The organism is Stenotrophomonas sp. a6, assembly GCF_030913325.1.
GTDB classification, from domain to species: domain Bacteria; phylum Pseudomonadota; class Gammaproteobacteria; order Xanthomonadales; family Xanthomonadaceae; genus Stenotrophomonas; species Stenotrophomonas maltophilia.
Genome location: NZ_CP133161.1, coordinates 415,146 through 427,793 on the forward strand (window position 1 = coordinate 415,146; position 12,648 = coordinate 427,793).

The following is a 12,648-nucleotide window of genomic DNA, read 5'->3' on the forward strand; positions in this document are numbered from 1 at the left end:
ATCTGTCGGCAGCGATGAGTTCTGCAGGGCGTGCCGACCAACGGTCGGCACCCACCGGATCAATGGCCCTGCGATGCCCGCTCCTGGTAGGTGCCGACCGTTGGTCGGCACAATCCGCCAGCGGTAATGAACTCCGATGGAGCGTGCCAACCAACGGTCGGCACGCACCAGAGCATGTGCGGTCAGCTGGTGGCCCGCAGCGGCGCCATCTTCCACAACAACGCGCGGAACGGGGCCAGCAGGCACACGCCGATCGCCAGCTTCACCGCCAGGTCGCCCGCTGCCCAGCTCACCCACGGCAGGGCGGAACCGGCAAACGCGATCGACCAGAAAATGGTGGTATCCACCGTCGCGCTGCAGGTGGTGGCCACCATCGGTGCGCGCCACCAGCTGCCACGACGCAGGCGGTCGAACACGGTGATGTCCAGCAGCTGCGCCACGATGAAGGCCGAGCACGAGGCAATGGCGATGCGCGGCGTGACCACCCACACCGACAACACCACCGCCACCAGGAAGCCGATCCACGCCACGCGGCGCGCCGGGCCCGGGCCGAAGCGGCGGTTGATCAGGTTGCTGACCAGGAACGCGACCGGATAGCTGAAGGCACCCCAGGTCAGCCAATCGTTGATCGGGTACTGCACCAGTACGTTGGACAGCAGCACCACCGCGCCCATCGCCAGTACCGCCAGCACCAGGGCGCGCGGGGTCAGCGGGGCAAAAAGAGGGGCAGGACGCACGGACATGGCGAGCCAGGGGGACAAAGGGGATCGCCCATTATCCGCCCGGCCCGCGTCAAAGCCAAAACCGGTCGTTCAGCTTTACAGCGCTTCGCTCATCACATCGCCAGCGGCGTAGGCGGTGGGCACGTAAGCCAGTGCCTGGCCCTGCGCGCTTTTCACGGTCCAGCCGGCACCGGCTTCGGTGGGGTCGAAGTGCACCTGCTGGCCGACCACGAAGCCTGCCGCCTGGTCTTCATGCACGTGCGCCGGCCAGCGCAGGGTGGCGGTCTGGTCGGCTTTGTCCGGCACCTGCAGCTGTACCTGGCGCTCGCCCTCCGGCGTGGTCTCCACCTTCTTCACCTCCATCGGCGGCAGCGGCACTGCCTTGGTGCGCGTGGCTCGGCCGTTGCGTTCGCTGGCCTTGAACGGCGCCTTGGACAGTTCGGACAAGCCCATCGAGGCCGCCAGTGGCAACGACAGCACCACGAACGATGTCACGATCACGCTGGCCTCGCTGCTGTTCAACTGCGGCGCGGCGCCAGCATGGACAGTGGGCACCAGCAGCACCGAGAGCAGCAGGGCGGACGCGGGAATGCGCAGGCAACGGAACATGGAGACCTCCTGGTCAACGTGGGGGCGGCGGCTCAGCGCCGGGTATCGAAGATGTCGCGCGGGCCGGTGGCCTCGGGCAGATATTCCAGCGGGCGGCCCTGGTTGTCCTTCACCTGCCAGCCCTGGTCGGTGCCGGTCGGCTCGAAGTTCACGGTCTGGCCCACGGTGAACTGCACGGCGGGATCGCCGGGGCGCTTCGGCCACTGCATCGACGCGGTGTTCTGCGGGTTGTTGGCATCACGCAGCAGTACTTCGCGGCGGCCGTCGACGGTGGTGGCGATGGCGCTCACCTGCATCTGCGGCAGCTTCACCGATGCGCCGTGGCCGGGCGGCAGCCCGGCATCCCGGGCTTCCTTGGCAGCGGCGGCGCGCGCCGAAGCCACCAGGGGCGCGGACATTTCCAGGCTCGGCCCCTGCGGACCCGGGTCCTGCAGGATGATGATGCGGCGTTCGGCATGGGCGGTGTTCGCGCCGAGCAGGCCGGCAATGATCACCATCGACATCAGGGAAACAGGCAGCGGACGCATGTCGTTCTCCTCGCGGGATTCAGGGCGTGGCGGCAGCAGCACCGGCCACCGGCACATGGGGGATCACCAGTTCCTGCTGCAGCTGGCTGCGCTGGTGCAGGAAGTCGAATACCGATTCCACCGTCACCACCGAATAGTTGCCGGAAATGCGTTCGCCGGCGGGGTGGTCGGTGGTGGTGGCGTTTGCAATGAACAGGCGTGCACCCACGCGCTTGCCCAGGCCGATATGCAGCACGCTGGGCTGGTACTTCTGCTGGCGCAGCCATTGCTGGGCCTGTTCGCGCTTGACGATGGCCGGTGCGCCATCGGCCTGCGCCATCGCCGCGCCCAGCACCTCCAGTACCCACTGGTTGGAGTTCTGGTAGTCGGTGGCGAACGGGTAGGCGACCACGTTGTACCTGGTCTCGTGCAGCGCCTTGGGCTGGATCGACGGCGACACCAGCATCGCCTTCAATGCAGCACGCAGCGGCGCCGACGGCACGCCGATGCGCAGGTCGGTATGCCCGCCGCTCTCGCCGACGAAGTTGCCCAGGCCCTCGTGGTACAGCTGCGAGCTGTCGGTCTTGCAGCGGTTGAGCAGGTGCATCGCGCGCCAGCGGCCGTCGTCCTCGCGCAGCAGGAAGGCCAGGTGGCTGTGGCGCAGGCCGTAGCGGCTCAGGTCCTGGCCACCGCGCGCGGCCACCACCACGTCCACATCGGGCAGCGCGTCCAGGCGTTCGGCGGTGGTCCAGGCCACGTCCAGCATCGCCGCCTGCGACGCCACGCTCGGGTAGCGTTCGCGGCACTCGGAACTGTTGGCCCAAGCGGGCGCGGTCACCAGCAGGCTGGCGATCAGCAGCACGGCGCGGGGCAGGCGGGAAAAACGATCCATGTCGGTACCTTCAACGGCGGGCAGGCCCGCGCGCCGATCATACGCCGGTCAGCGCAACGGGCGGTCCAGGCCCTTGCGCTGGAGTTCCTTGTCGCAGGCGTCGCTGATCGGGGCCACCGGCAGCGGCGGGCGCTGACCAGTCTTCGGATCGCGCAGCGCCGGTTGTTCGCGGTACGCGTCCAGCTGCTGCTGGCATTGATACGAGATCGGATCCAGCTCGGTGGGCGTGGTGGAGCAGGCAGCGAGCAGGGCCAGGGGCAGCAGGAGCAGGGTGCGCATGAAGACGTTCAGCGTGATGGGGGACGCTGGACTCTAACCGCACAGTCGGATCGAAATGTTCAGAAAATGCTGCGCACCCGGTAGTGCCGGCCGCTGGCCGGCAACGTCAGGATCTTCGGTAGCGCGTAGAGCATTGCCGGCCAGCGGCCGGCACTACCCCAATGCCAGACGCTGTTTCACTTCCGCGGCCACCCGCGCGGTCTCGCGCAGTGGTTCGATGCGGTCGTACTGCCAGTCCAGCCAATGCGCCTGCAGCCGCCCGCGCTCGCGCAGCTGCTGCTGGAAGCGTGCCAGCCGGCCCTGCGCAGTCTCGGCCAGCGCCACCATCACCGGCATGCGCGTGGCGCAGGCTTCAGACAGCAGGTTCACCGAATCGGGCGAGACCACCACGCGGTTGGCCCAGCCGAGCAGGCCGCCATAAGGATTCGTACCGTCGCCGCCATCGCCCCAGATCACGTGCGGCAGGTCGGCGAACGTCGCGCGCAGGATCTCGGCCAATGCCGGTGGCGTGCGCCGCGAGGTGGTCGCCAGCAGGCTGCCGCCTTCGCTGCGGATCTGCCCGGCCAGCGCCTGGAACACGCCCACCATCGCCGTTTCATCCCACGGCGCCAGCGGCGTCGGTCCACCGACAAGCAACGCGGTGCGCGGGCCGGGCAAGGTACTGAAGCCGGCGAACGCGGCGCGGCCCCAGGCCAGCCAGTCGTCGTCCACCGGGTTGAGGCTGCCGAGCAGGGTCAGCACGTTGCTGCCACGCAGGGCATCGTGTTCGGGCACCACCACCACATCCCAGTGGCGTGCGCCGATGCGCGGGTCGAGGATCTGCACCACCTGGCTGCCACGTGCGCGCAGCACGCGCAGTGCGCCGGCGGCCTGGCGGCCACAGCCGATCGCCAGCGCCGGGGCCTCGGCAGCCAATGACGCGAAAGCCTCGCCATAGCCGTTCACATCACCCGGCAGGCGCCGCGGCGACAGCCAGCGCCAGGGTGCGCGGGGCTGCAGGACCAGCGGTCGGTGGGTGCCCTGGCGCAGCGCCGAGGCCAGCGCGACCGCCTGGCGGACATTGCCCGCACGGCCGTCAGTGACCGTCCATGGCGCGCTCGATCGTTTCACCATTGGCATTAATTCGTTTCAGCCCTGCTGGGTGTTGCAACAGTCGCGACACTCTACACTGCGGCTCGTCGTTTCGCCCCGCGCCGCCCGCGGGCACTGACTTCCCTTAGCCGCCCTGGAGATCCAACGATGTCCCACGCGCTCGACGCTGCTGCCCTCGACCAGCTGTTCCGTACTGCCCGCACCCAGAACGCCTTCCTCGACAAGCCGGTCCCGGCCAGCCTGCTGCAGGAACTGTATGACCTGGTGAAGTGGGGCCCGACCGCCGCCAACACCACGCCCGCCCGCTTCGTCTTCGTCACCTCGAAGGAAGCCAAGGCCAAGCTGGCCCCGGCCCTGTCCGAAGGCAACCACGACAAGACCATGGCCGCTCCGGTGACCGCCATCATCGGCTTCGACCTGGATTTCCACGAGAAGCTGCCGTACCTGTTCCCGCACACCGATGCCAAGGCCTGGTTCGACGGCCCGCAGGAAGGCCGCCACGAAGCCGCCCTCCGCAACGGCAGCCTGCAGGGCGCCTACCTGATCCTGGCCGCACGCGCGCTGGGCCTGGATGCCGGCCCGATGTCCGGCTTCGACCCGGCCAAGGTCGACGAAGCCTTCTTCGCCGGCACTTCGATCAAGTCGAATTTCCTGGTCAACCTGGGTTACGGTGACCCGGCGGGCCTGTTCCCGCGTCTGCCGCGCCTGTCGTTCGACGAAGCGGCGCGCATCGCGTAAGTCGTTGTATCGGTTTCGGGCCCGCCGTCCCGCGGCGGGCTCTTGCTGCACCGTGTACCCACCCTACGATCCGGAGAGTTCCTGAGATGAGCGCCACCCGTAAACTGCTGCTGCCGCTGGCCCTGACCCTGGCCATCGCCGCCTGCTCCAAGCCGGCCGACACCGCTGCCCCGGCCGCCGATGCCGCCGCCCCGGCCACCACCGAGCAGGCCGCCACCCCGGCTGCCGATGCCGCCGCCGCTGCGCCGGCCGCCGAAGCGATCAAGATCGCCTCGGGCACCTACAAGCTGGACCCGACCCACACCGACGTGCTGGCCCAGTGGAGCCACTTCGGCTTCTCCAACCCGAGCGCGCACTTCGGCAACGTCGAAGGCACCCTGGTGTACAACGCCGAAGACGTGACCAAGTCCACCGTGGAAGTGAAGCTGCCGCTGAGCGGCCTGAACAGCTTCACCGCCAAGTTCGACGAGCACCTGAAGAGCGCCGACTTCTTCGACGCCGCCAAGTTCGCCGATGCCACCTTCAAGAGCACCAAGGTGGAAGCGGCCGGCACCAACAAGCTGACCGTCACCGGCGACCTGACCATCAAGGGCATCACCAAGCCGGTCACCCTGGACGTCACCGTCAACGGCGGCGGCGAGCACCCGATGGCCAAGGTTCCGGCCGCCGGCTTCGATGCCACCACCACCCTGAAGCGCAGCGATTTCGGCGTCGGCGCGTATGCCCCGAACGTCAGCGATGAAGTGAAGATCCGCATCACCACCGAAGCCACCGGCGAAAAGCCGGCGGCTTGATGCATCCAACTCACTCGTCGTGAGAAGGCAGAAGGCCCGCTGAAAAGCGGGCCTTCTTTTTTGGGCTCTGCATGCGAGGTGCCCGATGCCGATGGGGTTGCCGGCCAGCGGCCGGCACTACCCGGTAGACGCCAACCTGCGTCTGGTGGGTGCGGACCGTTGGTCCGCACAATCTCTCAGCGCAACGCGCCCAACCATGCCACGCACGCTTCGCTCGGGCTCTGCTTGGCCTTCACCGTCATGCCGCTCACGCGCACGAACGTCTGTGCGGCCTGCGCCACCACCTGGCGTGCGATCAGCGCTGCCTGCTTGGTCGCGGCCTGCTGCTTGCGCAGCTGCACGATGTGCACCGACGGCCGGCCCGCCGGCGCGTACTTCTGGTCGCGGCGCAGTACATCGGCCACCTGGGCCACTTCGAATTCGGCCTGCAGGTAGCGGTGCTGTGCCGCCACCAGCTCGCGCAGCGGCGCGCGCAGTACGACGGTGTCGGCGAAGGCGGCCAGCGCCACATCGCAGGCGGCGTCATCGGTGAAGCGGGTACGCAGCGCATCCACGCTGGCCAGGGTCAGTTTGGCCATGTGGGCCTCGTTGCTGCAGGAAAGGAGCGCGATTGTCGCATTGCTTGGCGTGTTCCGGAGCGGCGGTCTTCCGTTTGGTAGAGTCGACTGTTAGTCGACTGCTCTTGGCGCGATGCCGGAAACCCCCGCGCTGCGCGCGGTAGTCGACTAACAGTCGACTCTACCTGGCTGGCGTTTCAGGCGCAGCCGCACCCACGGAAGGAAGACCCATGCAGGACACGCAGTACTGGTTGAACGAATTCTGGTCGGGCCTGAGCGTGCTCGATCTGCTGGGCGGCAGCGTGCTCGGCACGTTGCTTGGCCTGGTGCTGGGCATCTTCGCCTGGCGCGGGCTGCACCGCCGGGGGTGGTTGCAGCGGCGCAAGCGCTGGCATCACTGGCTGCTGGCCAGCTACGTGGTGCTGCTGCCACTGGCCACCGCCTTCTTCGGCCTGCAGCTGGGCTTTACTGCTGGTGCGCACCGCGCGCTGTTCAAGCAGCTCGATTATTTCCAACCGCACCTGCAGACCCTGGTGGAAGGCTGGAGCGAAGGCTTCACCGACTCGCTGGACGACCCGCGCATGCGCGAGGCATTGCGCAGCCAGGGCACGGTGGGCGACGTGGCCGATACCATCGCATCGGCCTACCTCAGCGAACATCCGTTGCCCGGCCTGGATCGTCTTGGCAACGGCCCGTTGGCGCGCGGCACCGGCTGGGTGATCGGCAAGGTGCGCGAAGGCCTGCTGCGCGGCATGGTGGAAGACACGCTGGTGGACAAGGCCGGCACCGTGGGCCTGGAGCCCAAGGTGGTGCGCGAGGCGCTGACCATGCATGTGGATGAGCTGCTGCACACCCGTGGTGTGCTGCGGCTGGTGAAGGCGCAGATCAACGGCATGATGCCCGGCGTGTACTTCGGGCTGTTGCTGCCGCTGCTGGTCATCGCGCTGCTGGTGGCGCTGGAGATCTGGGCCGCGCAGCGGTTCGGGTGGGCGCAGCAGGTGGTAGTGCCGGCCGCTGGCCGGCAATTGCGGGTTCCTGCCGAAGGTTCATGAGGTTGCCGGCCAGCGGCCGGCACTACCTGTTGCAGGGCGTGCGGACCAACGGTCCGCACCTACCAAGGAGGGGCCGCACCCACCGTCTTTGGATCAATCGCCGTCGGTTTCGTCCGGGTGGGCCTTCCAGTAGCCGGTCGAGCGGATCCAGTCGCGTGGCACGCCCAGGTGGCCTTCGATGAACTTGCGCATCATCCGTGCGCGGCGCGATTCGGTGGCGATCCAGTAGAAGACGTCGCCGTCCGGGGCCTCGAAGTCGGTCAGCATGTCTTCCAGCAGCGTGCTGGTGGCCGCCGGGAAGCCATTACGCTCCAGCCAGTGGATGCGCACATTCTCGTATTGCGGCAGGTCCTGGCGTTCGGCCTCGTCGCTCACTTCGATGAAGGCCTGCACCTCGGCACCGTCCGGCAGCACGTCCAGCCAGCGGGCGATGGCCGGCAGCGCGGTTTCATCGCCGATCAGCACATAGGCATCGTAGCTGTCGGCCACCACGAACGAGCCGCGCGGGCCGCCGATCACCAGCGTGTCGCCCGGCTGCGCGCGCTCGGCCCACGGCCCGGCAATACCCTGGTCGTGCAGCACGAAGTCGATGGCCAGCTCGCCGGTTTCGTGGTCCCACCAGCGCGGGGTGTAGTCGCGGGCCGGCGACGGCTCCTTTCCGGCCGGATAGCTGCGGCCTTCGGCGGTCAGCACCGGCAGCACCATCTCGCCGCTGGCGTTGGGGAAGAACAGCTTGATGTGGTCGTCGGCGCCGGGCGAATCGAAACCGGCCAGCTCGGCGCCACCCAGCACGATGCGGCGCATGTGCGGGGTGACCTCTTCGGAGCGCAGCACGGTCAGTTCACGGAAGCGCACATCCAGGCGCAGGCGCGTGTTGTTGTGTTCGGTCATGGGGTTACCTGCAAAGGTGTCGCGCGGGGGCGCGCGGCGTAGGGGAGACCTGGCTGGAGTCAGTCTGGCTGGGTCGTTGAAATGGGTGGGCTCTCGCTACCGGCCGTACCGTTGAGCAGGGCAGACGCCCGCGTCAGCAGCGCCGCTACTTCTTCCGCTTCGCCCTCGGCCCAGCGGCCGTGGTGATGCACCAGCGCCCGCTTGAACTCGCGCAGGGCCGTGGCCAGCGGCGGCGGCAGCGAGGCCTTGGTGATCTCGCGGGCGCGGTCGAAGGCACGCCGCTGCGCCAGGCGCACCTGGGTGCGCTGCACCTTCAGCTCGAACTCGCCGGCGGCGGTGATGCGGAAGATCCGCTTCCCGTCCACTTCCTCGGCCTCGATCCAGCCGGCCTGCTCGAAGCTGGTCAGCAGCGGGTACATGGTGCCGGCGCTGGGCGTGTAGGCCTGCATGAACTGGTTGCTGATCAGCTGCATCAGCTCGTAGCCATGACGGGGTTGCTCGCCGATCAGGGCCAGCACCAGCAGGCGCAGGTCGCCGCGGCTGAGCACCCGCGGCTGGCCGTTGCGGCGCGGCACTTCCGGATGGGTGGAACGGGCTCTGGGAGAAGCGGTACGGCTCATTTCGATATATCGGTAAACGAGTGTGCAAACGATATATCGATATGTCGAAGACGACAATCACCGATCCGGCCACAAGCGGGTCAGTTTTGGGCCACGGCCGGCCCCGCGCACAGCAAAAGGGGCGCCCCTTGCGAGGCGCCCCGGGCAACACTGTGGAAGGGAGTGAGGCAGGGCCAGACGGCGGACCGAAGCGGGCGAGGCCAACACTCGAGGCCTACCCTGAGGGCAGGGCGGGGGGCGATCCAGAGGCAGGTGCGACACGTTGTCGCCGGTTCAGCGCCGGCACGCGCAGCCGATACAGGTGGGCATGGCGCTGCCCTACAACCGTCATCGGCAGCGGTAACACTGCGTCCTGCACATGGGCGCAGCGGCCCGCAAGCGACAGCCCGCGCAGCCACCAAGGCCCGCCGCAGGGCCTTCAGCGGGCCCGGCAAGCCCCTTGCGGACACTGGCCGGTTGCATCCATACGCCTGCGTAGCCAAGTGACGAAAGCCCTTGGTGCGCTACACTTTGCGGTCTAGAAATCTATACAACAGTCGCGCGCGTGCGTGCGGTTATGGGAGCGCTAATGAACTGGTTGAACGAGGTGCTGAACAACGACCCGAATCCTGTGGAAACCCAGGAGTGGATCGAGTCGTTGAAGGCCGTTATTGATGTCGAGGGCTCCGAGCGCGCGCATCAGCTGCTGGAAGGCATGGTGGAACTGACCCGTCGTTCGGGCGCCTACCTGCCGTTCTCTCCCACCACCGAATACGTCAACACCATCGAACCGCAGTTCGAGGCCAAGAGCCCGGGCAATGCCGAGCTGGAATGGCGCATCCGTTCGATCATCCGCTGGAACGCGATGGCCACCGTGGTCCGCGCCAACCGCAAGCCGGGTGACCTGGGCGGCCACATCGCCTCGTTCGCCTCCGGCGCCACCCTGTACGACGTGGGCTTCAACCACTTCTGGCGCGCCCCGAGCGAAAACCACCCGGGCGACCTGCTGTTCATCCAGGGCCACAGCGCCCCGGGTATCTACGCGCGTTCCTTCCTGGAAGGCCGCATCAGCGAAGAGCAGCTGGACAAGTTCCGCATGGAAGTGGACGGCGGTGGCCTGTCCTCGTACCCGCACCCGTGGCTGATGCCGGACTACTGGCAGACCCCGACCGTGTCGATGGGCCTGGGCCCGCTGGCTGCCATCTACCAGGCGCAGTTCATGCGCTACCTGGAAAACCGTGGCCTGATCGAGAAGTCCGACCGCAAGGTATGGTGCTTCATCGGCGACGGTGAGAGCGACGAGCCGGAAACCCTGGGTGCCATCGCGCTGGCCGGCCGTGAAGGCCTGGACAACCTGATCTTCGTGGTGAACTGCAACCTGCAGCGCCTGGACGGCCCGGTGCGCGGCAACGGCAAGATCATCCAGGAACTGGAAGGCGTGTTCCGTGGCGGCGGCTGGAACGTGATCAAGCTGCTGTGGGGCGGTTACTGGGATGCCCTGCTGGCCAAGGACACCAACGGCGTCCTGAAGAAGCTGATGATGGAAACCGTCGACGGCGAATACCAGAACTGCAAGGCCTTCGGCGGCGCGTACACCCGCGAGCATTTCTTCGGCAAGTACCCGGAAACCGCAGCGATGGTCGCCGGCCTGAGCGACGACGACATCTGGCGCCTGAACCGTGGTGGCCACGACCCGCACAAGGTGTACGCCGCCTACCACCAGGCCGTGAACACCAAGGGCATGCCGACCGTCATCCTGGCCAAGACCGTGAAGGGCTACGGCATGGGCAGCGCCGGTGAAGCACTGAACCCGACCCACCAGACCAAGAAGCTGGACGACGAAGCGGTGCGCCACTTCCGCGACCGCTTCAACATTCCGGTGACCGACGCGCAGCTGGCCGACGGCCAGGTGCCGTACTACCACCCCGGCCCGGATTCGCCGGAAGTGCAGTACCTGCAGGAACGCCGTGCCGCGCTGGGTGGTTACCTGCCGCAGCGCCGCCGCAAGGCCGACAAGACCTTCGTGGCGCCGAAGCTGGAAGCCTACGAACGCCTGCTGAAGAGCAGCGGCGAGCGCAGCTACTCCACCACCATGGCCTTCGTGCAGAGCCTGAACATCACCCTGCGCGACAAGGAACTGGGCCCGCACATCGTGCCGATCGTGGCCGACGAAGCGCGTACCTTCGGCATGGAAGGCCTGTTCCGCCAGATCGGCATCTACGCGCCGTTCGGCCAGAAGTACAAGCCGGTCGACGCCGACCAGCTGATGTTCTACCGCGAAGACCAGAGCGGCCAGGTGCTGCAGCAGGGCATCAGCGAGCCGGGTGCGATCAGCTCGTGGATGGCCGCCGGTACCAGCTACTCGGTCAGCAACGTGCCGATGCTGCCGTTCTACATCTACTACTCGATGTTCGGCTTCCAGCGCGTGGGCGACATCGCCTGGCAGGCCGCCGACATGCGTACCCGCGGCTTCCTGCTGGGTGGCACCGCCGGCCGCACCACGCTGAACGGTGAAGGCCTGCAGCATGAAGATGGCTTCAGCCATCTGGTGGCCGGTGGCATCCCGAACGTGCGCAGCTACGACCCGACCTTCGGCTTCGAAGTGACCGTGGTGCTGCAGCACGGCACCAAGCGCATGATGGAAGACCAGGTGGACGAGTACTACTACGTCACCCTGATGAACGAGAACTACACCCACCCGGAAATGCCGGAAGGCGCGGCCGAAGGCATCGTCAAGGGCATGTACCTGCTGACCGACGCCGGCAAGCCGAAGAAGGGCGAGCTGCGCGTGCAGCTGCTGGGCTCGGGCACCATCCTGCGCGAAGCCATTGCCGCTGCCGAGCTGCTGGACAAGGACTTCGGCGTGACCGCCGACATCTGGAGCTGCCCGAGCTTCAACGAACTGCGTCGCGATGGTTTCGACGTGGAGCGTGCCAACCGCCTGCATCCGGAAGGTGAGCAGCGCAAGGCCTACGTGACCGAGCTGCTGGAAGGTCGCCAGGGCCCGGCGATTGCCGCCACTGACTACGTGCGTGCGTATGCGGACCAGATCCGCGCGTTCGTGCCGATGAGCTACACGGTGCTGGGTACGGATGGGTTTGGTCGTTCGGATACGCGTGCGAACCTGCGCCGGTTCTTTGAGGTGGATCGCTACTACATCGCCCATGCCGCGATTGCGGCGCTGGCGAAGGAAGGGAAGATGACCGCGAAGGATGTGGCCCGGGCGATCAAACAGTACAAGATTGATCCGGAGAAGGCTAATCCTGTTGGGGTTTGATTAGGTCTGGATCGATTTGCTGCAAGAGGTAAAGAAAGGCCCGCGTAGCGGGCCTTTTCTTTTTTGCTTGACCCGTCCTGAATTGGGTTGACACCTTTTCCCTCTGGAAAAGGAATGTTCAATGAAATCAACAATCAGGCGCAGTCAGGGGGATTACTCGCTGGCCTTCAAGTTGTCGGTGGTAGATCAGGTCGAACGCGGGGAGCTGACCTACAAAAGGCCCAGGAGCGCTATGGGATTCAAGATCGCAGCACGGTGCTTACCTTGCTTCGCCGACATGGTCGGCAAGACTGGGCGGCTGGAGCATCATTTCCTCCCATGAGCACTGTCCCCAAAGCCGGGGCGGCCAAGCCGCTTACCCCAAAGCAACAGATCAAGGCCCCGCGGGTCTAGTTGCGGGAGGCAAACGAGAAGGCGCAGCTCTTTGAGGCCATCGTGGACGTCCTCAAAGAGGATTACGGGGTTAAAAATCGAAAAAAAAAGCCTTCCGGCAATTCCTCGCGCAAGGGCGCCTCCAGGGCGTAAGCGTGGCAAGGGCTTGCCGTCATTTTGGCATCAGTCGGCAGGCGTAGTATCAGGCCGGGCAGCGCCATCAGTGGCGAGATGCTGCTGAAGCCACGGCACCGGCGCCGGTGAGCAA

At 66.7% G+C, this 12,648-nt stretch carries 13 protein-coding genes; 4 read left to right on the forward strand and 9 right to left on the reverse strand.

What is annotated here, in order from left to right; genetic code table 11:
- Window positions 1–182: 182 nt before the first annotated feature.
- From Q9Q79_RS01910 to Q9Q79_RS01935, 6 genes are all read right to left on the reverse strand, one after another.
- Window positions 183–743: a queuosine precursor transporter gene (locus Q9Q79_RS01910; RefSeq protein ID WP_201863681.1), complete on the reverse strand. Its 561-nt coding sequence runs from the start codon at window positions 741–743 to the stop codon at window positions 183–185.
- 75 nt (window positions 744–818) lie between these two features.
- The gene (locus Q9Q79_RS01915; protein WP_049397247.1) at window positions 819–1,331 is read right to left on the reverse strand and encodes a hypothetical protein; all 513 of its coding nucleotides are present in this window, start codon (window positions 1,329–1,331) and stop codon (window positions 819–821) included.
- 32 nt (window positions 1,332–1,363) lie between these two features.
- On the reverse strand, window positions 1,364–1,858 hold the full coding sequence (locus tag Q9Q79_RS01920) for a hypothetical protein (protein ID WP_005407832.1): 495 nt from the start codon (window positions 1,856–1,858) through the stop codon (window positions 1,364–1,366).
- 19 nt (window positions 1,859–1,877) lie between these two features.
- The gene (locus Q9Q79_RS01925; RefSeq protein ID WP_201863673.1) at window positions 1,878–2,729 is read right to left on the reverse strand and encodes a DUF2145 domain-containing protein; all 852 of its coding nucleotides are present in this window, start codon (window positions 2,727–2,729) and stop codon (window positions 1,878–1,880) included.
- A 48-nt stretch (window positions 2,730–2,777) separates the two neighbouring features.
- Window positions 2,778–3,008, reverse strand: coding sequence for a hypothetical protein (locus tag Q9Q79_RS01930; protein WP_005407834.1), 231 nt, complete (start codon window positions 3,006–3,008; stop codon window positions 2,778–2,780).
- A gap of 153 nt (window positions 3,009–3,161) precedes the next feature.
- Window positions 3,162–4,121: a mitochondrial fission ELM1 family protein gene (locus Q9Q79_RS01935; RefSeq protein ID WP_049417673.1), complete on the reverse strand. Its 960-nt coding sequence runs from the start codon at window positions 4,119–4,121 to the stop codon at window positions 3,162–3,164.
- A 126-nt stretch (window positions 4,122–4,247) separates the two neighbouring features.
- On the opposite strand from Q9Q79_RS01935, the gene Q9Q79_RS01940 reads away from it, so the two are divergent.
- Together Q9Q79_RS01940 and Q9Q79_RS01945 are read left to right on the forward strand one after the other, a co-directional pair.
- The gene (locus Q9Q79_RS01940; protein ID WP_005407836.1) at window positions 4,248–4,838 is read left to right on the forward strand and encodes a malonic semialdehyde reductase; all 591 of its coding nucleotides are present in this window, start codon (window positions 4,248–4,250) and stop codon (window positions 4,836–4,838) included.
- A gap of 86 nt (window positions 4,839–4,924) precedes the next feature.
- Window positions 4,925–5,632, forward strand: coding sequence for a YceI family protein (locus Q9Q79_RS01945; RefSeq protein WP_005407837.1), 708 nt, complete (start codon window positions 4,925–4,927; stop codon window positions 5,630–5,632).
- Window positions 5,633–5,808: 176 nt separating this feature from the next.
- On the opposite strand, the gene Q9Q79_RS01950 is transcribed toward Q9Q79_RS01945, so the two are convergent.
- A complete protein-coding gene (locus tag Q9Q79_RS01950; protein ID WP_201862352.1) occupies window positions 5,809–6,210 on the reverse strand; it encodes a hypothetical protein in 402 nt (133 codons plus the stop codon).
- Window positions 6,211–6,419: 209 nt separating this feature from the next.
- Between Q9Q79_RS01950 and Q9Q79_RS01955 the strand changes: the two genes are divergently transcribed.
- Window positions 6,420–7,241: a hypothetical protein gene (locus Q9Q79_RS01955; protein WP_165711204.1), complete on the forward strand. Its 822-nt coding sequence runs from the start codon at window positions 6,420–6,422 to the stop codon at window positions 7,239–7,241.
- A 93-nt stretch (window positions 7,242–7,334) separates the two neighbouring features.
- Here Q9Q79_RS01955 and Q9Q79_RS01960 read toward each other — a convergent pair whose 3' ends face one another.
- Window positions 7,335–8,132, reverse strand: a complete 798-nt coding sequence (locus tag Q9Q79_RS01960; protein ID WP_201862350.1) for a siderophore-interacting protein — start codon at window positions 8,130–8,132, stop codon at window positions 7,335–7,337.
- Window positions 8,133–8,191: 59 nt separating this feature from the next.
- Window positions 8,192–8,752: a PadR family transcriptional regulator gene (locus Q9Q79_RS01965; protein WP_012478969.1), complete on the reverse strand. Its 561-nt coding sequence runs from the start codon at window positions 8,750–8,752 to the stop codon at window positions 8,192–8,194.
- 568 nt (window positions 8,753–9,320) lie between these two features.
- On the opposite strand from Q9Q79_RS01965, the gene aceE reads away from it, so the two are divergent.
- Window positions 9,321–12,008, forward strand: coding sequence for a pyruvate dehydrogenase (acetyl-transferring), homodimeric type (gene aceE / locus Q9Q79_RS01970; RefSeq protein WP_201862348.1), 2,688 nt, complete (start codon window positions 9,321–9,323; stop codon window positions 12,006–12,008).
- The last annotated feature ends 640 nt before the right edge of the window (window positions 12,009–12,648 follow it).